Below are 25,062 nucleotides of genomic sequence, written 5' to 3'. Positions count from 1 at the left end.
GGCGCTTTTGCCATAGGCCTCTCCGCGCCTGTAAAATGTGCGCTGGTTACGGAGCGTTCGTTCGCAATTCGGCATGGCAAAGAAGCTCGATCTCAACGCGCTGATCCTGTTCTACGAGGTCGTCAACTCGCAGAGCCTGACCCGCGCCGCCGACAAGCTGCGCGTGCCGAAATCCACCATCAGCCGCAAGGTGACGCTGCTGGAGCAGCAACTCGGCTCGCAACTGCTGAAACGCGGCCCGCGCAAGATCTCGCTGACCGACATCGGTCGCGTGCTTTATAACCACAGCCAGAAGATCGTTTCCGAGATCGAGGACGCGGGCTTTCAGGCGTCGCAGATGCAATCGGAGTTGAGCGGCGTTCTGCGCGTCAGCCTGCCGGTCGATTTCGGCGTATCCTGGCTTGGGCGGCTGATCGCGGAATTCGCCATCGCGCATCCGAATATCCAGCTCGACGTCGAAATCAACAACCGATGGGTGGACGTTTCACAGGAGCCTTACGACGTCGCGATCCATCTCGGCCCGCCGCGCAATGCGCATCTGCCCGTGAAGGTATTCACCTCGCTGACCCGCGGCATCTATGCCAGCCCGTCCTACCTGAAACGCAGCGGCGCGGTGAAAAGCATCGAAGACCTGCAACACAACGATTGCATCGTGACCGAACATCAGCGTGAGGAAGGCATCTGGAAGTTCATCGCGCGCGGATCGACCCGGATCATCGACATCCAGCCGCGCATCGTCGTGAACAATATCGGCATCGCTCGCGAAATCGCGATCGGCGGCCTCGGCCTCGGCATTCTGCCGAACGTGATGTGCAAGAACGACGTCGCGGCGAACCGGCTCGTTCGCTTGCTGCCGGAGTGGAAAAGCCCGCCGTTGCAGGCCGCCGCCTTCTATTCCGGCCGCCGCAGGATGCCGCGCAAGACCAAGGCGCTGATCGACTTCCTGTCCCAGCGCCTGCTGACCGACGAATAAGCGCTTACGCGCTTAGCCGATCAGACCGTCGAGCGACGAGCAGGTCTTCAATTCGTCGAGGTTCACCTTGTCCTGCCCCGGAACGCGGATGCGCAGGAAGTGCGACGGGTCGGCGTCGAGCGGCACGGTGGCGTCATAGCCGACCTTGGTGCTGACGCCGCTGCGCGCCGACGGATCGAGCTTCGAACCCTGCGCGCCCGGCACGACAACGAGATCGCGGTCGCCCTGAAAGCGCGTGGCAATCGCCCACTGCACTTCGATGGGGTCGTGAATGTTCACGTCGCAATCAACGACGACGACCTGCTTGATGTCGTAATGCGTGGCGAAAGCGCCGAGGATCACATTCTTCGCCTGCCCTTCGTTGCGTTTTTCCATCTGCACGACAAGGTGATAGCGGCACACGCCGCCGCGCGCGAGATGCACATCCTTCACATCGGGGAACATGCGCTGCAACTGATCGAGGATCGTCGCTTCGCGCGCGATGCCGCCAAGCAACAAATGCTCGGTGCTGCCGCCGACGATGGTGTGGAATACCGGATTCTTGCGGTGCGTAATCGCATCGACGTGCAGCACATGACTGTCGATACGTGGACCGTAATACTGCGGAAACTCGCCGAACGGGCCTTCCGGTTCGCGTTCGTCCGGAATGATACGGCCTTCGATCACGATTTCGGCGTTGGCGGGAACGCGCACATTATTCGTCCTGCACTTCACCACATCCACCGGCTTGCCGTGCAGCGCGCCGGCAATCTCAAGCTCGTCGAAGTCGAGCGGGACGATCGCCTGCGAAGCCAGCAGCGTAGCCGGATCGACGCCGATCACGATCGCGACTTCCAGCGCGGTTTTCTTCGCCGCGGCACGATGTGCATAAGCAAGCGTATGGCGCGGCAGCAGCAGAACGCCGATCTTGTTCGCCGCGCTGATCTGGCAACGATGAATCGAAAGGTTCTGCACGCCGGTTTCCGGGTTGCGCGAAATCAGCACACCCGCCGAAATATAAGGACCGCTGTCCAGTTCGTTATGCGTCGGGATCGGAAGTTGCTTCAGCAGGTCAACCTTGTCGTGCACGACCTCCTGTGCGGTGGCATTCTGCACCTCCACGGACTTCAGCGGATTGCGCACCGCCTGCATGAACCGCTTCAGCAATTCAGAAGACGAGATACCGAGCGAGTCCGCCATCCATTGCCGGTCGGCGAGGATGTTGCTCACTACCGGAACCGAATGGCCACCCGGTTGCGGGAAAATCACCGCCTTGTCGTTCTCGGTGACTTTCGAAATGGCGGCGAGTTCAAAACGCAGCGCGAGTCCGGGCTTCGCCTGAAGAAGACGATTATCCTTCGCCAGCGCATGCAGCCAGGAGCGCAGATCGCGCACCGCTTCCGCCATTTCAGCCTCCTTCGTTACGCCGCGCCGCGGACCTGACCGAAGCGCTGGTAGATGTGCTTGGTATAGAGGAATTCGTTCAGGCCTTCGATGCCGTGCAGACGGCCGTAGCCGCTCTCGCGGATACCGCCGGTCTCGGCTTCGGGGAACAGCTTGTTGTGGTCGTTGAGCCATACCGTTCCCGAACGGATCGCGCGCGCAACGCGGTGCGCGCGGTTGAGGTCGCGGGTCCACACGCTCGCGGAGAGGCCATAGCGGGTGGCGTTGGCCTTCTTCACCGCTTCTTCTTCGGTTCTGAACCGTTCGAGGTTCATCACCGGCCCGAAGAATTCCTCCTGCACGACCGGCGACTCCAGATCCTCGACCGAAAGCAGGCTCGGCGTCAGGAACGCGCCCTTGGAAAGATTTCCGTTCGGCACGCTGCCGATCAGGATGCCGGATTCCGCATATTCCTTGACAAGGCCGTTCACGCGATCACGCGACCTCATGTCGATCAGCGGACCAATCTGGCTCGCTTCGTCGTCGCTGCGGCCGATACGCATGTTCTTCAATGCGCCTTCGAGCGCACGCTTCATGTCATTGAAGCGGCTTTCGTGGACGAGTACGCGGTTCATCGCAGTGCATTGCTGACCCGCGAGGATCATGCCAGCGGCAGCGAGCTGCGGCGCAATCGTAGCAATATCCGCATCCTCGAATACTACGGCGGGCGCCTTGCCGCCGAGTTCGAGATTGAGACGCTTCAGCGTCCCCGACGCAGCGGCCATGATGCGTTTGCCGACCGCGCTGCTGCCGGTGAAGCTCAGCACATCGACGTCGGGCGAAACGGTCAGCGCTTCGCCGCCCGCGCTGCCCTGCTCGCAAAAGCTGTTGAGCACGCCGCTCGGCATCTCCGCTACATCGGCAAGGCACCGCGTGAACGCAGTGTGGAACAGGCTCGACTGCGGTGCAGGCTTCATCACCACCGTGCAACCGGCTGCCAGCGCAGGCGCGAGAGAGCGTACCAGCAAAATCGCGGGCGCGTTCCACGGCGTGATGATCGCGGCAACGCCGGCAGGTTCCTTGAACAACTGCGAGTGGACGCCCGGCTCGACTTCGATGAGACGGCCCGCGATGGCGCGCGCCATACCGCCGTAATAACGGATTTCCGAAACCGCCGCCGCGATCTCCATGCGCGCAACAGTAATCAACTTGCCGGTTTCGATGGAAAGCAGACGCGCCAATTCCTCGGCGCGCGCCTCGATGTTGTTTGCCTGCGCATGCAGAACCTGTGCGCGCAGCCGTGGAGCATGCGCCCAATCGGATTCGAAGAAAGCGCGCTTTGCCGCTGCAATCGCCGCCTCCGCGGCGTCCGTGCCGCCATTCGGCGCGGAACCGATCACTGCGTTATCGAGTGGGCTAATGATGTCGAAGTTGTTCGATCCGGCGGTGGGGATCCATTCGCCGCCGATCCAGTGGGCGCCGACAACGGAAATCGTCATTGTGACCTCAAGCTGCTGAACTGATTTTTTCGGATACGGACGCCGCACCCCGCGAATAGTCGTCGAGACACTCTGCGGCAGTACCTATGGATGCGATCACCGACATGGCGCGGCGAAAATAAAGGCCGATGTCGTGTTCGTCCGCGAAACCGATGGCGCCATGAAACTGGATCGACTCTTTCGTCACCTGCAACGCCATCTCGGAAGCGGTAGATGCGGCGGCGGAAGCGGCGGAAACAAAACGTTCCGTTCCGTAAGCCCGCGCACATTCCGAAACCAGCGCACGCACAGACGCGATGCGCACATAAACCGTTGCCGCGCGATGCTGCAGCGCCTGAAAACTGCCGATGGGAACACCGAACTGTTTGCGCGTCTTCATATATTCGAGCGCCATCGCGAAGGCGGCATCCGCGAGGCCTACAAGATAGGCAGCGGAAGAAAGCCGTGTGATTGCCTGCGCGTGCGCAAGCGCGCCGCGCGCATTGCGAACCGGGATACGGCTCGCCGCTTCGGACGGCATGTCGAGACGCAACACGCTGACCGTACGGCCATCGACGGTTGCGCGTGTTTCCAGCAAAGCACCCGCGCTTAGCAGGGAGACCGCATAAAGGTTCGAGTCGTCGCCGGCGGCTGCAACGAGCGCGTGGCTACCGGCGGCGAGATCAACGACCGGCTTCGAAGTGCCGGTGATGCGGCCGCCAGCGAGCTTGAACCCCTCGCCCGCAACCGGCACGACCACGGCAGTGCCTGCGATCACATCGCCGCACAACGCAACGGAATTTCTCGGAGCTAGCGCAACCGCAGCGGCAATCGCTTCCGCCACTGGTTCTCCCGCAAGCTGCGCGCCGAGCGCTTCCATCAACTCGATCAACTCAAAGCCGCCAAGGCCGAGACCGCCGGACTCTTCCGGCACCAGCAGGCCGAACCAGCCAAGCTCGGCCATTCCTTTCCACGCCGCGGCATCGAACGGCGTGCCGCTGTCGCGCAGCTTTCGTGCGCGTGCTGTGCCGCCGATGCGGGCGAGAAATGTCTTCGCACTGTCGGCAATCATGGAATCGCGCCCGGTCATTTGCGCGCTCCATGCAAGCCGAGCACCTGCGCCGCGAGAATGGAGCGCTGGATTTCGTTGCTGCCGCCATAGATCGAGAGGCGGCGCGATTGCAGATACATTTCGCTGAAATCGACACGCGCGTCCGAGCCTGCATCCGCCACCTTCACGGCGCGAAGCGCACCTGCCGCTTCCTGCACCAGATCGACGATCTCCTGCGTCACCTCGGTTGCGAGGATTTTCAGGTACGAGCTTTCGCCGCCCGCGGCATTGCAGGACTCGAAACGTTCAAGACACTGGAAATACGCAGCCGTGACGGTCTCGACTGCGATCTCGGCGCGCGCGATGCGGCGGCGCCATTCCGCTTCGTCAGCAAGGCCGTTGAATTTCGTAACGGCGCGCAAACGCGCGAGCGCACGTAGCGGCAGCAGCGGCGTGCCGATGCGGATTCTCTCCTCGTCCAGCAGCGAAGTGGCGACGCGCCAGCCCTGATCAATCTCGCCGACTACGTTCGAGAGCGGCACCGCGACATCCTCGAAGAAGACTTCGCAGAATTCGTCATCGCCCGCGATGGTGCGGATGGGACGGCGCGTAATGCCCTTCGTATTCATATCGAGAAGCACGAAGGTGATGCCGTTCTTTTTCTTCTCGCCGGGAATGGTGCGCACCAGCGCATACATCCAGTTGGCGTGGTGGCCCCAGGTCGTCCAGATTTTCTGGCCGTTGATAATAATTTGATTGCCGCGCACTTCGCCGCGGGTCTGCACCGAAGCGAGGTCGGAGCCGGAGCCGGGTTCGGAATAGCCCTGACACCATACGCCCTCGCCGCTCAGGATTCGCGGCAAGTGATAAGCCTGCTGTTCAGGCGTACCGAGCTTCATCAGGAGCGGGCCGATGTGGTTCAACCCCTGCGTCGGAATATCCGGCACGCCGATGCGCGCGGACTCTTCGAACAGGATCACCTGTTCCGCACCGGATGCACCCATGCCGCCAAAAGCCTTCGGCCAGTGCGGCGCAATCCATCCCTTCTTGTAGAGCGCGACATACCAAGGCATCGCCTCTTTCGGTTCGGGACGGAAAGTCAGGTTGCGAAGATGCTGCGGCAGGTTCTGCTCGAACCATGCGCGCACTTCCGCACGAAACGCGGACTCCTCCGCTGTCTCCGGACGGATCACGCTACATCCTTTGCCGTGCTTTCACGCGCGCGGCTGGATAATTCGTGCTTCAGAATCTTGCCGACCGCGTTGCGCGGCATCGCTTCGACGAACACCACATACTTCGGCTTCTTGTAGCTGGCGATTGCTTCGCGGCAATGCGCAACGATGTCATCGGCGGTCGGCGCTTTTTTCTTCGGATCGAGCTCGACGAAGGCAGCGACCGCCTCGCCGAATATCTCGTCGGGTACGCCCACCACGGCCACGTCGGCAACACCTTCGACTTCGAGGATCGTCTGCTCGACTTCCTTCGAGTAGATGTTGAACCCGCCGCTCAGGATCATGTCCTTCTTGCGGTCGACGATATAGATGTAGCCATCGTCATCGCGCTGCGCCATGTCGCCCGTGTAGAACCAACCATCGCGGATCGACTTCGCGGTTTCTTCGGGCCGGTTATAGTAGCCCTTCATGATCGTGAACGCGCCCGGCTTGCCGGAACGAACGATCACTTCTCCGATCCCGCCAGTTTCGACGTCCTTGCCGTTCTCGTCCACGATCCGCACCTCGACGCCGGGTGCAGGACGGCCGACCGATTTCGGATGCGAAAACTGTTCTTCATGCGAGAGGTTGGTGATCGAACCCGCTTCGGTCATGGCGAAGAACGAGACAAGTTGCGTATCGGGGAGAAGCGCGATCAGCTTCTTCTTCAGTTCCACCGGAAACGCTTCGCCGGTTACAACGATCCGGCGAAGCGTCTCGCAGCGCGCCGGATTTTTTTCCAGCGCAGGGAGGAACATGCGGCACATGGTCGGTACCATGCCGACCACCGTGACTTTCTCTCGTTCGATGGTCTTTGCGATTTCTTCGGCATCGAAGGCCGGCAGCACGAAGATCGTGCCGCCGAGCGTCATCGAATTCATAAGCCGGCCGAGACCCGCGCGATGCGCCAGCGGCGACGCGACCAGATAACGGTCCCGATGGCCGATGCCCCAGTCGGTTGCATTCATGAAGCCGTGGTTGACGAGAATGTTCGCATGCGTGAGCAGCACGCCCTTCGGCTTTCCCGTGGTGCCGGAGGTATACATGATCATCGCGACTTCGTTATCGGAATCGATCGCTTTCGGCTTAAAGCTCTTGTCCGAAACTTCCGCGAAGGAAACGAAACCTTCGTTCGGATTCCCAATTACGACACCCTTCGCATCAGGCAATGACTTCAGGATGTTCCGCACGCCATCGGCATGGGCATCGCTACAGACAATCACTTTCGCCGCGCTGTCCTCGCTGAAATAAGCGAGTTCGCGGATGGTCAGCCGCGTCGTTACGGGCACCGCAATCGCGCCGAGCGTGAAAGCGGCATAAAGCAGTTCGACGAACTCGACACCGTTCGGAAGATACAGCACGACCCGGTCGCCTTCGCCGACGCCGAGCTTCGCGAGGCCGCCGGCGACCTCGCGAACCCTCGCCTGCAAATCACGGTAACGGACGCGGCGATCTTCGCAGACCACCGCTTCCTTATCCGGCATCCGCGCGGCATGCGCGGAGAAGACGACTTCGAGACGCATCTTAGCCCTTCACCACCTTGAACGCCGGATAGACGAAATCCTCGGTGATCTTGTCCCAAGCAACCTCGACCTTTGCGCCGACCTTGATGTCGGCAGCATCGGTCTCGATGATGTTCGCGATCATGCGCACGCCCTCATCGAGTTCGACCGTCGCCACAGGCAACGGCAGGCGGCCATCGAGACCCGGACCCGGAATGCGGATCGTGGTGTGCGCGTAGATCGTTCCCTTCCCGCTCACCTTGCGCCATTCGAGATTGCGCTTGCCGGTGTAGATGCTGACGGGACGCGGATAATGCTGATACTTGCCGCTGTCCTTGCAGTACTGGATGACGAGCTCGCGTTTCTGCGCGGCCTGCCAGAACGGATCGGTGTTGACGTAAACGTTCGCCCGCGGCGCCATGCGCGGTTTCACTTCGGCGTTCATCGTTAAGCCTCCACAATCATGGCTGCGCTCGTTCCCCAGTTCCTGCCGTAGGGGATGACACCGATGCCGGTGACGAGTGCGTTCTTCGGATTTTTCACCTGGCGTTTGCCGCCTTCGCCGAACAACTGGCGCACCGCTTCCGCGAGGTTGAGGCCGCCGCTGGCGAGGCCCGGCTGGCCGGCGGAAATCTGGCCGCCGCCGGTGTTGAGCGGAATGTTGCCCTTGTACGAAATGTCGTTCGAGAGCACGTAGTCGCTGCCCTCGCCGCGCTTGCAGAAACCGAAATCCTCGAACTGCATCAGCACCGCGATGGTGAAATCGTCGTAGGGCTGGAACATCGAGATGTCCTGCGGCTTCAGGCCCGCCTTGCCGAACACCTTCGGCGCGATGTGCGAGAATCCGGTTTCGGTGATGTCAGGGGTCGCCTTGTTGCCGTTGACGTTGGTGAGTTCGGCATAAGCCGCCGGACGCACCGTCTTCTTGATGCCGAGTTGCTGTGCGCGCTCCTGTTTCATGACGAGGAAGGCGTTCGCACCGTCGCAGAACATCACCGAGTCGAGGACGCGAAGCGGATCGGCGATGACGCGCGAATTATAATAATCGTCCTTGCTCATCGGCGTCTTGAATTTGGGAAGCGCGTTGTCGTTGAGGAGCGCATGCTCGCGCTGGACCATCGCGATCTTCGCGAGCGCGTCGTAGTTCAGCTTGTACTGATGTTCGTAGCGATTCATCAGCAAGCCGAACATGGCGGGAGGCCCCTGCACGCCGACCGGGTCCTGAAACTCGCCACGGAACGCGCCGTAGTTCGCGCCCCAGCGCGTGCTCGGCGCATCCGACGAGATCACCGCTGCGACTTCGCAATAGCCATCGCGGATCGCGGAAATCGCACGCGCGACGCCGCCGGTCGCAGAGCAACCGCCAATACCGCCGTAGTTCAGCCAGGTCGGCGACATGCCGAGCGCTTCGGTGACGTAGACGGCGAAGAACGGGTTCGGCGCTTCGCTTAAGGGAACGGTGACCGAAAGGCCGTCGATGGCATCCTTCTCGATGCCGGTCGACTCGATCAGGCCCGCGAGCGCTTCGCCCGCAAAATCATAGGCGCTGCGGCCCGACTTGAAAGCAACCGGCGTTTCCGAATAGCCGGCGATGACGATGTCCTTGCTCATTTTATTCTCCGCGGAATGCCGGCGACCGCTTCTCGCGGAAGGCAGCGAGGCCTTCCTTGCGGTCGTTGGTGAAATACAGAAGGAAAGAGACGTCCGCCTCGGCGGTCATGCCGTCCTGCAACGCCATGTCCTCGCCGCGATCGATCACGCCCTTGGTGAACATGACGGAGAGCGGCGCGTTACCGGCGATGGAGCGCGCAAGCTCGCGCGCTTTCTCGAGCGCGGCGCCCGGTGCGGTGACGTGATTGACGAGGCGCATCTGCAACGCTTCGGCTGCGGAAATACGGCGGCCGGTCCACATCAGTTCCTTCGCAAGCGGCTTGCCAATCAGGCGCGGCAGCGTCTGCGTGCCGCCGCCGCCCGGCATCAGGCCGAGCTTGATTTCCGGCAGGCCGAATTTCGCGTTCTCGCTCGCGACGATCATGTCGCCGACGAGCGCCAGTTCGAGACCGCCACCGAGCGCGAAGCCTTCCACCGCGCTAATCAGCGGCTTGGTGAAGTTCGGCAGTTCGCGGAACAACTGGTTCACTTTCCGCGCACGGCGGCGGAAGCGGTAGAAATCGAAATACTCGTTGTCCTTGATCTGGAACTCGCTGGTGTCGATGCCAGTGCAGAACGCCTTGTCGGTGCCGTAGAGCACGGCCGCCGCACATTCGCGGTCGAACTCCGCCTCGGCCAGCGCGTGCAGGATTTCTTCCGCGGTTTTCTCGCGGATGGAGTTCAGCTTTTCGGGCCGGTTGATCTTGATCTCAACCCACTTCTCGACGCGTTCAACTACAATATCTTCGTACGCCACGGACCGCTCCTACGGTTTAATTCCTGAAATCGTTTATTCGCCGTGATCGCCCATCGCGTCGGCGATCCTGTCGTGCAACGCGGTACGCGCGGCATCGTCGGCGCGCGTTTCCGCGGTGAGACGTTCTTCCAGACAAAGCCCTGCCCCCGGCCGCAGCACCAGCACGCGGTCTGCCATTTCGATCGCATCCTCGATGCGATGCGTCACGAACAGACAGGTCTTCTTGTATTCGCGCGCGACCTTCGCGAAGTCGGCACGCAACGCTTTCGAAGTGACGTGGTCGAGCTGACTGAACGACTCGTCGAGCAGCACCAGCTCAGGGTCGACCGCGAGCGCACGCGCAAGCGAAACGCGTTGGCGCATCCCGCCGGACAGTTCGTGCACATACTTGTTTTCGGCATCTGCGAGATTGACGCGCGCAAGCCAAAGCTTCGCAGTCTTTTTCGCTTCCGTATGCGGGATACCGAGGATCAGCAGACCGAGTTCGACGTTCTCGACCGCAGTGCGCCACGGCAGCAGACGGTCCTGCTGGAAGCTGACCGCCATCCTGCCGCGCAGCTTCTTGAACTCGCCGTAGGGATCGAAACCTGCGACGCGGATCGTTCCGCTGTCGGGCTTGAGGTTGCCCATGATCATGTTGAGCACGGTGCTCTTGCCCGCGCCGGTACGGCCGAGGAGCGCGACGATCTCCCCTTTCCCCACCGCTATGCTCAAATCCTTTGCGACGACATGGGGACCGAACGCCTTGCTGACGTTGGCGATGGTGATGACTGCGCTGGAAGGAGCTTTCATCGAACAGTAGCCTCCGCACGGTAACGCAGGACGATTTTTTCGAGCGCGGTGACCAGCGCCTGCAAGGTCAGGTTTATGATCACGAGCAGCAACGTCCACGCAAAGATCTGATCGATGCGGAAATTCGATTGCGCGAGGTTCATCTGCGCGCCGATGCCGATGGCCGAAGCGACCAGTTCCGCAAAGATCGCCATTCGGATCGCGTAGCCGACGATCGATTTCGTGGTGAGGAAGATGTACGGCACGATGTGCGGGAATACGAGATAGCGCAGCACCTGCCATCGGTTCGGGCGGAAGCTTTCGATCATGTCCACCCATTCCTTCGGCAACGCACGGATGCCGTCATAGATATTGAGCGCGTAGAACGGGATCAGGATGACGGAAAGAATGAAGAAGATGCGGACTTCCGGCTCCTTGAACCAGAAGATCGCGATCAGCATCCACGACAATGCCGGAATGCCGGTATCGATGATGACGAGCGCACGCAGATAAGGGCGAATGCCGGGGCGCGTGCCCATGATGATGCCGAGCAACACGCCGACCGTCATCGCGAACAGCAAGGCGATGAACAGACGAACCGCGGTAATCGCGATGTGGTTCGCGTCCCGCGAAAGTATCTGCCAGGCCGATTCCAGAATTGCCGACGGCGCCGGGATGATGAACGGCGGCACATACCAGCTTGCAACCTGAATCACGAGAATCAGCAACGCCGACACGACAAGGGTCGGCACCAGGTCGCTTTTCACGCGGGCTTCGGGGCGCACCACATTGGCCGGCGCAGCCGCTACCCTGACTTCGCTTTTGGTTTGCGTGTTCTCCACGGGATCCTCTGTCTAAAGCGGAAGCTCCAGGTGCCGGCCGCGGCACCTGGAGTCGATGCTGCCTCGCGGCAGATCAGGCGAAGAAGCCGTCGTTCACCACGGAAGGCAGCAGCTTGTTGCGTGCAAAGAATTGCGACGCGGCAACCATTGCCTTGCGCTCCGCCGCGTCCTGCATCGAAGCGAAGTGGAAGTGCAGACGGCGGGAGGAAATCGCATCCTGCAAAACCTTCGGATCGAAGCCGGTACGCTCACCGACGATAGCAACCGCAGCCGGAACATCCTTCAGGATGCCGTTGATGCAATCGCGGAATACGCCGTTGATGCTGGCCGCTGCCTTCGGGTTCTTCTCGAGCAGCGAATTGCGAACGCCGACCGAGAAATACGCGAGGTCGTGGCCGTTCTTTTCCTTGTAAAGCTGACCGGCGTTGAAGATCACGCCAAGCCGCGGGTCTTCGACGATGCCCTTGGTGATGTTCGGCTCCCACGAGAGCGCCGCATCAGCGCTGCCTGCGCGAAGAAGTGCGACCGAGGCTGCCGGATTGGTCACGTTCTGGACCGTGAGTTCTTTCTCGATGTCGAAGTTCAGATATTCCTGCACGACGGCGCGCACGATGCGATAGGTGCCAGTCGATTGCGGCGCGGCGAGCGTCTTGCCCTTCAGCTCGGTCACGCTCTTGGCGCCGGTCTTCGGCGCCATGATGTTGATCATCTGCGCAGTCGAGATGTTGCAGAGCAGCTTGATCGGCACACCCGCGAGATAGCGGGTCGCGAACGTATCCCAGCTTCCGATGCACACATCGTAGCTGCCGGCGACGAAATCGCCGTAATAGGTCGGAACGGACGTGTAGACGGTCGGATCGGCAAGCTTGAAGCCGTTCTTTTCGTCGAGCTTGTGGTGACGGATGTATTCGGTCACGAGCACCGTGAAACCGGGCGTAAGCGAAGCCCATTTCACCGGATCATTTGCAAGCGCCAGCGGAATCTTCGCCATCGGAAGCGCCGCGGCGATACCGGCCGCCGCTGCCGAACGCATAACCTGCCGTCTCGTTACGTTGGTCATTCTCATCTCCCCAATTGGCCAATCTGTCCCGCGGTTGATCCACAGCGACTTGTCGTTGGCCGTCACGTGCGTTGCGTTGATGCAACTGTTCTTATTGTTATGAGATCATCACATTGCGGATGCCTCGAAAGTAGAGAAAAGTTGCCAACGGCGCGTTCCATATTTGGAACGAAGATAAGTATTTCGCCGATGCCGCAAGACATCTTCGGTTATATTGCAGCGCGCAAACGCAAAGGACGTAACGACGCATGAACGCCGAAATCACTTGCGACAATCCGTTCTGGAACTACTCGTTGCGGTTCTATGCAAGGCCGCGCGTGGGAGACGTTTGCGTCGGATTGCAGGACAGAGCGAGCGTAGATGTGAATGTCCTGCTCTACCTGCTGTGGCTATCCACGGCAGGAAAAACTGTCTCAAGCGAAGAAATGCGCATGGTTGATGCGCGCGTGAAAGCCTGGCGCGAGCAGGTCGTGATCCCGTTGCGCGCGATCCGGCGAAACCTTCCGAAAGAGGCCACCGCTTCAAAAAAGTCTTTCCGGGACGGAATCAAGAAACTCGAACTGCAATCCGAGCGCATAGAGCAGGACGATCTCTATGCGATATTTCCGGATCTCGTTTCCGGCGGCCCCGACAACGGGAGCGCCCGCGCAAACCTTGCGCGCTATGCGGAGTATCTGAACTTTCGATTTGAAGACGAAGAACTCGAAGCGCTGCTCGGCGCCTACGCTGACGTTTCGGCGCGCTAGCCCTTCTCGCCGTCTTTCCAGCGGCGCACGACGCCCAGTTCGATACCGAAGTTATCGAGCAGCCGGCCCACCGTGTGATTGATCATGTCGTCGAGCGATTTCGGTCTGGCGTAAAAAGCCGGAACCACCGGCGCGATTACCGCTCCTAGGTCGGAGAGCGTCGCCATCGTCCGCAAATGCCCTGCATGAAGCGGCGTCTCGCGAACGGCGAGCACCAGTTTCCGGCGCTCCTTCAGCACCACATCGGCTGCACGGCTGACCAGCGAACTGGTAACGCCGGTCGCAACCTCGCTCATGGTTCGCATCGAGCACGGCACGATGAGCATGCCCATCGTCTTGAACGACCCGGAGGAGATCGACGCGCCGATGTCGGCGACACCGTGATAGACGGAAGCCAGTTTGCGTAGTTCCTTGGGCGGAAAATCCGTCTCGTAGGCAACGGTAAGCTCAGCCGCCTTGCTGACGATGAGATGCGTCTCGATTTCCGTCTCGCGCAGTAATTCGAGCGCACGGATTCCGTAAATCACGCCGGATGCGCCGGTGATCGCGATGATGAGGCGGTGGGGGGTGTTCGGGTTTTTGTTCAGTTTCACGGGCGCCACATACGCAACGATTGGCTATATGCTTTTGGTCTAGGCGCTGGCTGACGGGCGATCAAGGCCGGACTTTTTGCCGGCGTCCTCCCCCGCCTACCAGTTCTCCATACCCGCCATCGAAGCGGTCTCTTTCATCACCGCCTGCGGACTGCGATGCTTCTCCGCAAGATGCCGCTCGGCATCGCTCAGAAGCTGGGATTGCATATAAGCGCCGAGATGGCGCGCGCGGCGGATAATGCGGCTACCGAGCGCGACCCGCTCCGCATTGAATTTCGCCAGCGCTGTGTCGATGGCGGGCTCCGTCTCCAGCGCCGAAGCAAGCGCCCAGGCGTCCGCCGCGGCCTTGGTTACGCCCATGCCGACATGCGGACGCGCGACAAACGCGGCATCGCCGATCAGCACTGCGCGTCCGCACACCATCTGCGGCACTTCGAGATCGGAGATCGCCTGCAACAGCGGCTGTGGAGTCTGGCGGACGATTTCCGCAAAAGCGGGAGCGAGCGTCCGCTCCGCTGCCGAGCGCATTTCATCGAGCACTTCCGGCAGCAGAAGATCGGGTGCGATGGCGTCGCCGTGAAACTTTCCATCTCGCCCCTGAAACAGCCGCGGCAAATCCCGTTCGCGGTCGGCGGGCCGGTACCAGACATAATTGTATCGTTTCACATCGTCGTCGGCGCCATCCACCGGATAGCCAAGCATCTGCTCGCCGGGCGGCAGGCAGAATCCGAAACGATCCATCAGTGCGGCGCGCGTTTCCTTCGAGAGCAACGTCTCCGGCACTAGCCCGCGCCAGGCGACATAGCCGGCGTATTGCGGAACCGCATCCGGCATCAGGATGCGACGTGCCGTCGAGCGGATACCATCTGCGCAGATCAGAAGATCGGCGCGCAGCACGCTGCCGCCAGAAAAATTCACGACGACGCTATCGTTGTCCTGCTTCAATGACTCGAACGCGCTACCCTGCCGGTACATCGAGCCGGCGGATTTCCGCAGCAGCCGCCACAGCCGGTCCCACGATGCGAGACGCTGCGGATGTTCGCTTTCGCAAACTACGCTGCCTGATTTATCGAGCACCACACGCCCGCGTACGGGAACGCCGGGCGCGCCGTCATCGCCGGTCGCGAGCGCAATTTTCTGGTGCAGATCGTCGTGCGTAACGATGCCTGCACCACGCGAGCCGAGTTCGCTCCCCACGCGTTCATGCACGGTTACATCCCAGCCGGTGCGCCGCAGGAATAGTCCCGCGAACAACCCGGCCAGCGAACCGCCGACGACTACTGCTCGCCGCCGCGCATACGTCATGGGAGCGAACGCCCTTTCAGGCTCCGGGAATATCGGCTGGCGGGTTTTCGCCGGGGAAGTTCAATTCGATGGTGATGCCGTTCGGGTCTTCCAGAAAGATCTGGTAGAGATCCATGTTCGGCACGCGGCGGTGACGGGCGGGAACCTTGTTCGCCACGAAATGCTTCGCCATCGTAACCGCGTCTTTCGCGGTGAAAGCGACATGGTCGATGGCACCACCACCGGTCAGTTCGGCTTCCGCGCCGCGATCGCCGAGATATTGTTGCAGGCCGGGATCGCCATCCACGATGCCTGCGATGTGCAGAACATCGGCATCGCCGCAATACATCCAGTGACCCGGGAACGGAAATTGCGGCCGCGGCCCTTCGCGAAGGCCCAGTACTTTCACGTAAAAGTCGCGGGTTTCGGTAGTTTTACGCGTGCGCACGTTATAGTGCGAAAGAAATTGCAGCATCGAACTCCCCTTTTATTCTTGTTTATCGCCGGATTACTTTCGCTTCCGTGTCCGGCTCTCGCGGTGCAGTGCTCTTGACCTTGCAGTTTTCCGGTTTGCGATCTGCGCGTCAACGATGCGGCGCATGATCGGCGGCAGACCTACCAGAAACGCATCCAGCACGATGTCGAAGATTGCATCCTGATCGTCCTCGACCTTCATGTTGTAGATGTAACGCCGCACGCCGACATAAACGAGCGCGCCGTGAATCCCGTAGAGCAATTCGTATTCGCTATCGGACAGCGGCAGTTCTTCCGGTGGCGGGAAACCGTATTCGCGGCGAAACTCGGCGAGTGCGGGCGTGAAGATGCGCTCGCGAACCCGGCCCAAATAGCGGCTCGGCAGCGCGAACCCGTTCAGGCCTGCGGAGAAGAAAATCCTTAGCCAGTCGTAGGTTAGGATGGTTTTCTGGTAATCCTTCTCGAAGCGCCGGAAGCGCTCGCCGATGGAGAGCGAACGGTCGGCGATCAAGTATTCCCAGTCCGCTTTCCAGCGCTTGAGGTAGAGGTCTTCATAGACCTGCTCGATCAGGTCTTCCTTGCTCGGAAAATAACGATAGAGAAGCGGCTGCGTGATGCCGAGGCGCTTTGCAAGCTCACGCGTCTGGCCGTCGATCCCCTTCTCCGCGAAAAACCTGATCGCACCCTCGGCGATGCTGTGCTTGCGCTCAGCCGGACTCATCCGTTTGCGTTGTGCGGTGCGGCGTTTCGATTTTGGAGGCATTTCAGGGTTGTCGTTGACAGGAGGCGATGGCGACGTTCTAATTATCAAAAGATAAATAAGCGGCAGCGGATGTACAACTGCTGCCTTGGGGAGGACGACGTGAAAGCGCCAGATGTGGCCTACGTCAAGCCCGGATCCCTGCCAGAAGCGATAGACTGGCTGGACCGATACGACGACGCGAAGCTGCTTGCGGGCGGCCAGAGCCTGATTACGGGCCTGAACATGCGTCTTTCCAGCCCTTCCCTACTCATCGACATCAACGGGATCGATGGCCTCTCTTCCATTTCGGAAGCGAACGGCGTCATCCGCATTGGCGCGCTGGTGCGCCACGCTGAACTCGGCGCGTCGCCATTGATCGCGCAAAAACTGCCGCTGATCGCGAAGGCGGTGCCGCATATCGCGCACATGGCGATTCGCAACCGCGGCACCATCGGCGGTTCGCTGGCGTTGTCCGATCCCGCCACAGAGCATCCGGCATGTTGCCTCGCACTTGGCGCGACCATCGTCGCTACCGGCAAGAACGGCGAACGGCGAATTCCCATCGAGAAATATTTCAAAGGGTTGTTCGAAACCGCGCTCGAACATAACGAAGTGCTAACCGCAATCGAGATTCCCGTTCCTGCCGCCGGTGCGAAGTCCGGTTTCTCCGAACTGGTGCGCCGTCACGGCGACTACGCGACAGTCGGCCTCGCCGTACAGGGAACGCAGAACAACGGCAAATGGACTGCGCTGCGCCTCGCCTATTTCAGCGTCGGCGATCACGCGATGCTCGCGGAAAAAGCCGCGAGCGTGCTGCTCAAGGGCGGCAGCATCGAGGACGCGCAAGCCGCGCTCGGCGATGACCTCTCGCCGCCGCCGGATTCGGAAAACTCGTCGCAGACAAAAATGCAATTCGCCCGCGTGCTGCTGAAGCGCGTGATGACTTCCATCGAAGCGGCGTGACGGCGATGAATGTTCCGGTTCTGAGCTTCTCGCAATCCATCACCATGACGGTGAACGGCGAGCGCGTCACGCGGCAGGTCGCTGCGCGCACGCACCTCATCGACTTCCTGCGCGAAGACCTCGGTCTCACCGGATCGCATATCGGTTGCGAGCATGGCGTATGCGGCGCCTGCACGATCCGCGTCAACGGCAAGGCAATCCGCGGCTGCCTGATCCTTGCAGTGCAGGCCGATGGCGCGAAAGTCGAGACCATCGAAGGCCTTACCGACAGCGGCGTCATCGCCGACCTTCAGGAAGAATTCGTCAATCGCAACGCACTGCAATGCGGCTTCTGCACGCCGGGCATGCTGACCACCGCCGCCGAACTGCTCGAACAGAATGCCTCGCCCACGCGCGACGAAATCCGGGACGCCATCTCCGGCAATTACTGCCGCTGCACCGGCTATCACTCCGTCGTCGATGCGATCGAGAAGGTCGCTAAGACGCGCCGGACCGGGAAAAGCCGATGAGCGCGCAGGACAGCAATCTCACTTTCCTCGACCGGCCGAACAGCTATATCGGACGCTCGGTGCCACGCCCGAACGCGAAGCGTCTGGTGCAGGGCCGCGGAACGTACGTCGACGACGTGCGCCTGCCCCGCCTCGCGCACATCGCATTCCTGCGTTCGCCCTACGCGCACGCGAAAATCAACGGTTTCGATCTGACCGCTGCGAAGGCCGCGCCCGGCGTGATCGCCGTGTTCATCGGTGAAGATCTCGCCAAGGTTTGCACGCCGTGGATCGCAGTGCTGAGCCACTTCAAGGGTTTGAAGTCGGCCGAGCAATATCCGCTTCCCCTGGATCGCGCCTGCTGGACTGGCGAAGCGATTGCCGCTGTCGTTGCGGAAACGCGCGCGCAGGCGGAAGACGCGGTCGCACTGATCGAAGCCGATCTGGAAGCGTTGCCGGTCGTGGTCGATATGGAAAAGGCGCTCGACGCTTCGACGCCCGTGATCCATCCCGAACTTGGCGACAACCTTGCCTTCGAGCGCATGCTGGAAGTCGGCGAAGTCGATGCCGCCTTTGCCGGCGCGGCCGCCGTGGTTGAGCAGACCTTCAGCATCGGCCGCCATACCGGCGTGACGCTGGAGCCGCGTTCCATCCTTGCCGACTGGAACGAAGGCGAAGAGAAGATGACGGTCTATCATTCGTTCCAGGCGCCGCACATGATGCAGGACATCGTGTGCAAGCATCTCGGCCTGCCGGAAGCGAGCGTGCGCGTGGTGTGCAAGGATGTCGGCGGCTCGTTCGGCATCAAGGTCCACATCTATCCGGATGAGATGGCGACGGTGGCGGCGGCCAAAATCCTGAAGCGCCCGGTGAAATTCATCGCCGACCGCATGGAGTCTTTTGTCTCCGACATTCATGCGCGCGACCATCGCGTGAAGGGCAAGATGGCGATTGCCGCCGATGGCGAAATCCTTGCCTTCGAGATCGACGATCTCACAGGCATCGGTCCCTATTCGGTTTATCCTCGCACCAGTGCGGTCGAAGCCAATCAGGTCGTGAACCTCACCGGCGGCCCGTACAAGCACAAGAATTATCGCGCCCGCGCGCGCGTCGTGTTCCAGAACAAGGTGCCGATGTGTCAGTACCGCGCGGTAGGTCATCCAATCGCCGTGATGGTGACGGAAGGCCTGATCGATATGGCGGCCGCGAAGATCGGCATGGACCCGGCTGAAGTGCGCCGGAAGAATGTAATTCCCGACGACGCACATCCTTCTGTCGCCGCTTCCGGCATCAAGTTCGAGAAACTTTCGCACCAGCAGTCGTTGAACAAACTGCTGAAGATGATGGACTACGACACGCTCCGCAGGGAACAGGTGGAGCTACGCAAGAAGGGAATCCATCGCGGCATCGGTATCGCGGCCTTTATCGAGATTACGAACCCCTCGGCAGCATTCTACGGCGTCGGCGGCGCGCGTATCTCCTCACAGGACGGCTGCACGCTCCGGCTCAATCCGCAAGGCGGCGTGGTCGCTTCCATTGGCGTTACCGAGCAAGGTCAGGGCACCGAAGCAGTGATCGCACAAGTGGTCGCGACTTCGGTCGGCGTGCCGCTCTCCGATGTGCGGGTCGTGACCGGCGACACCGACGCAACGCCTTACGGCGGCGGTACCTGGGCGTGCCGCGCGGCCGGCATCGGCGGCGAAGCGGCGTGGCAATCCGGCAAGGCGCTGCGCAGCAACATCCTCGACGTTGCCGCCGTCATTCTGCAAACGAAGCCTGAGACGCTCGATATTCGCAAAGGCAATATCGTGGACAAGGAAACCGGCACCGAGCGCATGCCGCTCGCGGAGCTGGGGCGCGTCGCCTACTTCCGCCCCGACACCCTGCCCGCAGATCTCAAGCCGGAATTCGTGGTCACGCGCCATTACGTGCCGAAGGATTATCCGTTCGCGTTCACGAACGGCATTCAGGGTTCGTATGTCGAAGTCGATACCGAAACCGGCTACGTGAAACTGCTCAGGCACTGGTGCGTGGAAGATTGCGGCACCGTGCTGAACCCGCAACTCGTGGACGAACAGGTGCGCGGCGGCATCGTGCAAGGTATCGGCGCGGCACTCTACGAAGTCTGCCGTTACGACGCGGAAGGCCAGATGCTGAATGCGACGATGGCGGACTATCTGGTGCCGATGGCATCAGAGATGCCGGACATCGAAGTCGCGCATGTGATCTCGCCGACGACTTCGTCCGAACTCGGCGCGAAAGGCGCCGGTGAAGCAGGCACGGCAGGTGCGCCCGCCGCTGTCATCAACGCCATCAATGACGCATTGCATCCGTTCGACGCGCACGTCGCGGCACAACCGGTTACGCCGCAGGAAATCCTGAAAGCCCTTCGTAAAGTGTAAGTACCAAGCAAAAGACCATCACAAAGAAGACTACCAGGGAGGAAGTCATGACAAAGAAAGAAACCACACGCCGCCGCATATTAAAGGGGGCGGCAGCCGCGGGCGCAGTCGCTGCATTCTCGCCCGGCCTGTTCTCGATCGTCCGCGCGCAAGGCGCACCGATCAAGATCGGCTTTCCTGTGCCGCTCACCGGCCCGTTCGGCGCGGAAGCGAACGATCAGGTTCGCGCTGCGCAGATCGCCATCAAGGACTTCAACGACGCCGGCGGCTTCAACGGCCAGAAAGCCGAGTTGCTGGTGCGCGACGACAAGCTGAATCCGGGCGAAGCCGCGACCCGCACCCTCGAGCTGATCGAGAAGGACAAGGTCAACTTCATCGTCGGCTCGCTGTCGGCGGCCGTGCAGCTTTCCATCAACAACGTCGCGAAAGAGCGCGGCGTGATCTTCAATTCGATCAGCCAGTCGGACGCCATCAACGAAGTCAAGGACTGGTCGAAGTTCACGTTCCACGAAGCGCTGAACCCGCACATGACCGCGGGCGCGGTCGCCCGCTATGCGTTTCCGAAGTTCGGCAAGCGCGTGGTGTTCCTCACCGCCGACTATGCCTATGGCCATGAAATGGTTCGCGGCTTCCAGACCGCGAGCAAGGCGTTCGGCATCGAGACTCTCGCCGATCTCCGCCACCCGATCGGCGCGAGCGACTACTCGGCGTTCCTGCCGCGCATCCAGGCGCTCGCCCCGGACGTGCTCTGCCTCTGCAACTTCGGCCGCGACCAGGTGATCTCGATCACGCAGGCGACCGAGTTCGGCCTGAAGAACAAGACCAAGCTGGTAGCGCCGGTGCTGCTCTATACCGCGCGTCAGGCTGGCGGCGACGTGTTCGAAGGCGTGGTCGGCGGCACTTCCTACTACTGGCGTCTCGAAGACACCGTGGCCTCCGCCAAGGCCTTCAACGACAAGTTCCGTGCAGCAAACGGCGGCGCGGTGCCGTCCGATTACGGCGCGCTCGGCTATGCCGGCGTCCGTTCGGTGCTTGAAGCGGTCAAGGCCGCGAAGTCGGTCGAAACCGAGAAGGTCATCGCCGCGATGCGCGCGCTGAAATACGACTGGTACAAGGGCGCGCAGTACTACCGCGGCTGCGATCACCAGTCGGTGCAATCGACCATCATCGTCGAGTCGAAGCACAAGGACCAGAAAGACAAGAACGACGTCTTCTCGATCGTGTCGATCGAACAGCCCGACGAGAAGAACCTCCGCACCTGCGCAGAGCTCGGACACAAGAGCTAAGCGCCAACTTGCGCCTGTTGCCGGCTTCCATCATTCCCCGGAAGCCGGCAACCGCGCCTTTATTACGGAAGTGAACGGCAATGCTCGGTGGCGTGACCCTCGACCTGTTCGCCCTGCAAATCGTGACGGGCATCGCGCTCGGCTCGGTCTATGCGCTGCTTGCGATCGGGCTGTCGCTGATTTTCGGCATGCTGAATGTCGTGAACTTCGCGCATGGCGCGTTCTTCATGGTCGGCGCCTATGTCGGCTTCTTCCTGTTCGGGCTGACCGGAAATTTCTGGATTTCGCTTGTCATCACGCCGCTGGCGGTCGGTTGCATCGGGTTGGTCGTCGAGCGCGTATTGGTGCGGCCGCTGTATGGCCGCGGCATCGACTACCCCCTGCTTCTTACATTCGGCCTGTCTTTCGTTTTCGTCGAAACGATCCGAATTCTGTTCGGCCTCACCGGCTTCCGTCTGCCGCCGCCGCCCGAACTGCGTGGCGCGGTGAACATCGGCATCGGCTATTTCCCGCTCTATCGCCTGTTCCTGATCGCGTTTACCGCAGCCATCGTGATCGGACTCTGGTACTTCATCGAGCGCACGAAGTACGGCATCATCATCCGTTCTGGTGCACGCGACCCTGAAATCGTGCGCGTGCTCGGCATCGACATTTCGCGCGTGTGGCTCCTCGTGTTCGGCCTCGGCACCGGCATCGCCGGATTGTCGGGCGTGCTCGCTGCGCCGCTGCAAGGGCTGACGCCGGAGATGGGCATTCCGGTGCTGGCGGAAGCCTTCGTCGTCACGGTCGTCGGCGGCATGGGATCGCTGATGGGCGCGGTGATCGCCGGATTGCTGGTCGGCATTGTCGTCGCAATGACGTCGCTGTTCGCGCCCGACATGGCGAAGGTTTCGATCTTCGTGCTGATGGCGCTGGTGCTGCTGGTTCGCCCGCGCGGCCTGCTCGGCCGCGAAGGCGCGCTCGGATAATCGCCATGGCCATCGACAGCATCCCCACCACCGAGAAACGTGGCGACTGGCTCGCCCTCGCGAGCAAGTACCGCGTGCTGCTGACGCTTCTCTTTCTCGCGATCTTTCCTTGGATCACGCCATACGAAGCGCTGGCGGTGAACATTCTCATCCTTGGGCTGTTCGCGCTCGGTTTCAACCTGATCTTCGGATACACTGGCCTGCTTTCCTTCGGCCATGCAGCCTTTCTCGGCAGCGGCGCGTATGGCTGCGGCATCGCCATCGTGCACTACGGGTTCGGCTGGTTTGCCGCGATCCTGACCGGCGTCGCGGTCGCGACTTTCTTCGCGGTCATCATCGGATTTCTCGCGATCCGCACGCGCGGCATCTACTTCGCAATGGTGACGCTCGCACTTTCCATGTGCGTCTATTATCTGTTCTACCAGTTGCAGGGACTGACCGGCGGCGAGAACGGCCTGCGCGGCGTGAACCTACAAACCATCTCCGTGTTCGGCTACCCGGTTTCCTTCATCAAGCCGATCACCAAATATTACGTGATCCTTTGCTTCGTCGGCGTAGCGATCTGGCTGTTTTCGCGCGTACTGAACTCGCCGTTCGGCGCGGTGCTGGAAGCCATCCGCGAGAACGAAGGCCGCGCGCGCGCCTGCGGCTACGACGTGAGCAGGACCAAGTTCGTCGCCTTCGTGCTTTCCGGTGCGATTTGCGGACTGGCAGGCGCGCTGAACGCGATCCACCTCTCCATCGTTCCGGTCGAGACGCTGCACTACACCACGTCGGGTCAGGTTGTGATGATGGCGCTACTCGGCGGCATGGGAACGTTCTTCGGCCCGTTCGTTGGTGCCGCTACCTTCCTGCTGGTGCAGGATGTGCTCTCGAACATGACGACGCACTGGCAACTTTTCGTCGGCATCATCTTCATCGTGTTCGTGTTGTTCTTCCCGCGCGGCATCTGGGGTTCGATCCTCGACTGGATGGAGCGGAAATGAGCGGCCCCATTCTCGAAACCCGCGGCGTAAGCAAGATTTTCGGCGGCTTCACTGCGCTGAACAATGTCTCGGTATCGTTTCCGCGCGGCAAGCTGACCGCCGTGATCGGCCCGAACGGCGCCGGGAAAAGCACCTTCTTCAACGTGATCTCCGGTGCGTTCTATCCGACCAACGGCACGGTGCATTTCGAAGGCAAGGATATTTCCGGGGCCTCGCCGCACGAATTCGCGCGCATGGGGATTGCGAAATCGTTCCAGATCACCAGCGTTTTCCCCGAACTCACGACGGAAGAGAACGTTCGCATCGCCGTGCAGGCCCGGACCACGCGCTTCCAGTTGTTCAAATCGCGCAACGATTACCCTGAGACGTTCGAAACCGCGAATGCGCTCCTGAAACTGGTCGGCCTCGGCCATCGCCGCCTGAACCGCGCCCGCGAACTGGCACACGGAGAACAGCGCAGCCTCGAAGTGGCGATGGCGCTTGCATCCAATCCGAAGCTGCTGCTGCTCGACGAGCCGACCGCCGGAATGAGTCCCGAAGAAACCAAGGAAATGATGACGCTGATCGAAAAGCTGGCGGCGGAGCGCACCGTAATCCTTGTCGAGCACAAGATGAAGCTCGTCATGGGCCTCGCGCAGCGCGTGATCGTGCTCCACCACGGCGAACTGCTCGCCGAAGGCGCGCCCGACGACATCCGCGCCAACGATCAGGTCAAGCGGGTCTATCTCGGTCAAGGCCTCACCAAGCCTGCGAGGGTGGCGTGATGCTTAAGGTCGATAACCTGCAAGCCTGGTATCGCCACAGCCACATCCTGCAAAGCGTTTCGCTGGAAGTGAAACAGGGCGAGATCGTCACGCTGATCGGCCGCAATGGCGCGGGCAAGACGACGACGCTGAAAACCATCATGGGACTGGTGCCGAAGTGCAGCGGCAGCGTCGAGTTCGAAGGCGTCTCGCTACTGGAGCGGCCCGCGCATGAGCGATTCCACCTCGGCCTTGCCTATGTGCCGGAGGAGCGGCGCATCGTTCCCGGCCTTACGGTCGAGGAAAATCTCCGGCTCGGCATCATGGCGGCAAAGACTGCCTCCAAGGAGCGCGAGATGGTCGACCGGATCGCGGCGACCTTCCCTCGCCTCAAGCAACGCCTGCATCAGCAAGGCACCACGCTTTCCGGCGGCGAGCAGCAGATGCTCGCTATCGCCCGCGCGATGATGGCGGAACCGAAGATGATCCTGCTCGACGAGCCGTCCGAGGGCATCATGCCGATCCTGGTCGAAGAAATGTACGAGCAGTTCGGCAACATGAAGAAAGCCGGCATGACGATCCTGCTGGTCGAGCAGAACGTCGAGTTGGCGCTCGCGTTCTCCGACCGCGCCTATGTCATGGATCAGGGCGTGATCGTGCATCAGGACACGGCGGCGGCGTTGCAGGCGAACCCGGAAATTCAGGAACGCTACTGCGCGGTGTGAAACTG

The 25,062-nt window shown here is 61.2% G+C and carries 25 protein-coding genes; 10 read left to right on the top strand and 15 right to left on the bottom strand.

Going from position 1 to position 25,062, the window contains the following annotated elements:
* Window positions 1–73 precede the first annotated feature (73 nt).
* A complete protein-coding gene (locus tag KF794_05740) occupies window positions 74–973 on the top strand; it encodes a LysR family transcriptional regulator (protein ID QYK46188.1) in 900 nt (299 codons plus the stop codon).
* A gap of 12 nt (window positions 974–985) precedes the next feature.
* Here the strand turns inward: KF794_05740 and KF794_05735 are convergent, their stop codons facing one another.
* The 11 genes from KF794_05735 to KF794_05685 form a co-directional block, all read right to left on the bottom strand.
* Window positions 986–2,359 carry a UbiD family decarboxylase gene (locus KF794_05735; protein QYK46187.1) on the bottom strand — a complete coding sequence of 458 codons (1,374 nt, stop codon included), beginning with the start codon at window positions 2,357–2,359 and terminating at the stop codon, window positions 986–988.
* A gap of 14 nt (window positions 2,360–2,373) precedes the next feature.
* Window positions 2,374–3,834: an aldehyde dehydrogenase family protein gene (locus KF794_05730; GenBank protein ID QYK46186.1), complete on the bottom strand. Its 1,461-nt coding sequence runs from the start codon at window positions 3,832–3,834 to the stop codon at window positions 2,374–2,376.
* A gap of 7 nt (window positions 3,835–3,841) precedes the next feature.
* The gene (locus KF794_05725; protein QYK46185.1) at window positions 3,842–4,903 is read right to left on the bottom strand and encodes an acyl-CoA/acyl-ACP dehydrogenase; all 1,062 of its coding nucleotides are present in this window, start codon (window positions 4,901–4,903) and stop codon (window positions 3,842–3,844) included.
* Entirely contained in the window at window positions 4,900–6,057 is a 1,158-nt protein-coding gene (locus tag KF794_05720; GenBank protein ID QYK46184.1) for an acyl-CoA dehydrogenase family protein, read from the bottom strand. Before KF794_05720 ends, KF794_05725 begins: the two co-directional genes overlap by 4 nt.
* Window positions 6,054–7,598 (bottom strand): acyl--CoA ligase, encoded by a 1,545-nt coding sequence (locus KF794_05715; GenBank protein QYK46183.1) that lies wholly within the window; start codon window positions 7,596–7,598, stop codon window positions 6,054–6,056. The genes KF794_05720 and KF794_05715 overlap by 4 nt, the downstream gene beginning before the upstream one ends.
* Before the next feature lies 1 nt (window position 7,599).
* Window positions 7,600–8,022 (bottom strand): Zn-ribbon domain-containing OB-fold protein, encoded by a 423-nt coding sequence (locus KF794_05710; GenBank protein ID QYK46182.1) that lies wholly within the window; start codon window positions 8,020–8,022, stop codon window positions 7,600–7,602.
* A 2-nt stretch (window positions 8,023–8,024) separates the two neighbouring features.
* A complete protein-coding gene (locus KF794_05705) occupies window positions 8,025–9,188 on the bottom strand; it encodes a thiolase family protein (protein ID QYK46181.1) in 1,164 nt (387 codons plus the stop codon).
* Window position 9,189: 1 nt separating this feature from the next.
* Window positions 9,190–9,984, bottom strand: coding sequence for an enoyl-CoA hydratase/isomerase family protein (locus KF794_05700; GenBank protein QYK46180.1), 795 nt, complete (start codon window positions 9,982–9,984; stop codon window positions 9,190–9,192).
* Between the two features lie 33 nt (window positions 9,985–10,017).
* Window positions 10,018–10,776: an ABC transporter ATP-binding protein gene (locus tag KF794_05695; protein ID QYK46179.1), complete on the bottom strand. Its 759-nt coding sequence runs from the start codon at window positions 10,774–10,776 to the stop codon at window positions 10,018–10,020.
* The gene (locus KF794_05690; protein ID QYK46605.1) at window positions 10,773–11,468 is read right to left on the bottom strand and encodes an ABC transporter permease subunit; all 696 of its coding nucleotides are present in this window, start codon (window positions 11,466–11,468) and stop codon (window positions 10,773–10,775) included. Before KF794_05690 ends, KF794_05695 begins: the two co-directional genes overlap by 4 nt.
* 202 nt (window positions 11,469–11,670) lie before the next feature.
* On the bottom strand, window positions 11,671–12,657 hold the full coding sequence (locus KF794_05685) for an ABC transporter substrate-binding protein (protein ID QYK46178.1): 987 nt from the start codon (window positions 12,655–12,657) through the stop codon (window positions 11,671–11,673).
* 248 nt (window positions 12,658–12,905) lie between these two features.
* Between KF794_05685 and KF794_05680 the strand changes: the two genes are divergently transcribed.
* On the top strand, window positions 12,906–13,403 hold the full coding sequence (locus KF794_05680) for a TIGR02444 family protein (GenBank protein QYK46177.1): 498 nt from the start codon (window positions 12,906–12,908) through the stop codon (window positions 13,401–13,403).
* Here KF794_05680 and KF794_05675 read toward each other — a convergent pair.
* The 4 genes from KF794_05675 to KF794_05660 form a co-directional block, all read right to left on the bottom strand.
* Complete coding sequence (locus KF794_05675; GenBank protein ID QYK46604.1) at window positions 13,400–13,990, bottom strand: UbiX family flavin prenyltransferase; 591 nt, start codon at window positions 13,988–13,990, stop codon at window positions 13,400–13,402. The two genes, KF794_05680 and KF794_05675, sit on opposite strands and share 4 nt — an antisense overlap.
* A gap of 102 nt (window positions 13,991–14,092) precedes the next feature.
* Window positions 14,093–15,301 carry an FAD-dependent oxidoreductase gene (locus tag KF794_05670; protein QYK46176.1) on the bottom strand — a complete coding sequence of 403 codons (1,209 nt, stop codon included), beginning with the start codon at window positions 15,299–15,301 and terminating at the stop codon, window positions 14,093–14,095.
* 16 nt (window positions 15,302–15,317) lie between these two features.
* Complete coding sequence (locus KF794_05665) at window positions 15,318–15,755, bottom strand: VOC family protein (GenBank protein QYK46175.1); 438 nt, start codon at window positions 15,753–15,755, stop codon at window positions 15,318–15,320.
* 33 nt (window positions 15,756–15,788) lie between these two features.
* Window positions 15,789–16,517: a TetR/AcrR family transcriptional regulator gene (locus tag KF794_05660; GenBank protein QYK46174.1), complete on the bottom strand. Its 729-nt coding sequence runs from the start codon at window positions 16,515–16,517 to the stop codon at window positions 15,789–15,791.
* A gap of 99 nt (window positions 16,518–16,616) precedes the next feature.
* Between KF794_05660 and KF794_05655 the strand changes: the two genes are divergently transcribed.
* The 8 genes from KF794_05655 to KF794_05620 all read left to right on the top strand — a co-directional run bounded on the left by KF794_05655 (window position 16,617) and on the right by KF794_05620 (window position 25,057).
* Window positions 16,617–17,459 carry a xanthine dehydrogenase family protein subunit M gene (locus KF794_05655; GenBank protein ID QYK46173.1) on the top strand — a complete coding sequence of 281 codons (843 nt, stop codon included), beginning with the start codon at window positions 16,617–16,619 and terminating at the stop codon, window positions 17,457–17,459.
* Window positions 17,460–17,464: 5 nt separating this feature from the next.
* Window positions 17,465–17,968 (top strand): (2Fe-2S)-binding protein, encoded by a 504-nt coding sequence (locus KF794_05650; GenBank protein ID QYK46172.1) that lies wholly within the window; start codon window positions 17,465–17,467, stop codon window positions 17,966–17,968.
* A complete protein-coding gene (locus tag KF794_05645) occupies window positions 17,965–20,349 on the top strand; it encodes a xanthine dehydrogenase family protein (GenBank protein QYK46171.1) in 2,385 nt (794 codons plus the stop codon). Before KF794_05650 ends, KF794_05645 begins: the two co-directional genes overlap by 4 nt.
* Window positions 20,350–20,396: 47 nt before the next feature.
* A complete protein-coding gene (locus KF794_05640) occupies window positions 20,397–21,635 on the top strand; it encodes an ABC transporter substrate-binding protein (GenBank protein QYK46170.1) in 1,239 nt (412 codons plus the stop codon).
* Between the two features lie 80 nt (window positions 21,636–21,715).
* A complete protein-coding gene (locus KF794_05635) occupies window positions 21,716–22,603 on the top strand; it encodes a branched-chain amino acid ABC transporter permease (GenBank protein QYK46169.1) in 888 nt (295 codons plus the stop codon).
* 5 nt (window positions 22,604–22,608) lie between these two features.
* Window positions 22,609–23,589 (top strand): branched-chain amino acid ABC transporter permease, encoded by a 981-nt coding sequence (locus KF794_05630; GenBank protein QYK46168.1) that lies wholly within the window; start codon window positions 22,609–22,611, stop codon window positions 23,587–23,589.
* Window positions 23,586–24,353: an ABC transporter ATP-binding protein gene (locus KF794_05625; GenBank protein ID QYK46167.1), complete on the top strand. Its 768-nt coding sequence runs from the start codon at window positions 23,586–23,588 to the stop codon at window positions 24,351–24,353. The genes KF794_05630 and KF794_05625 overlap by 4 nt, the downstream gene beginning before the upstream one ends.
* The gene (locus KF794_05620) at window positions 24,353–25,057 is read left to right on the top strand and encodes an ABC transporter ATP-binding protein (protein ID QYK46166.1); all 705 of its coding nucleotides are present in this window, start codon (window positions 24,353–24,355) and stop codon (window positions 25,055–25,057) included. The genes KF794_05625 and KF794_05620 overlap by 1 nt, the downstream gene beginning before the upstream one ends.
* Window positions 25,058–25,062: the final 5 nt, after the last annotated feature.

It is taken from the genome of Xanthobacteraceae bacterium (assembly GCA_019454205.1).
GTDB lineage: Bacteria > Pseudomonadota > Alphaproteobacteria > Rhizobiales > Xanthobacteraceae.
This window is presented reverse-complemented; position numbering and strand designations above follow the sequence as displayed.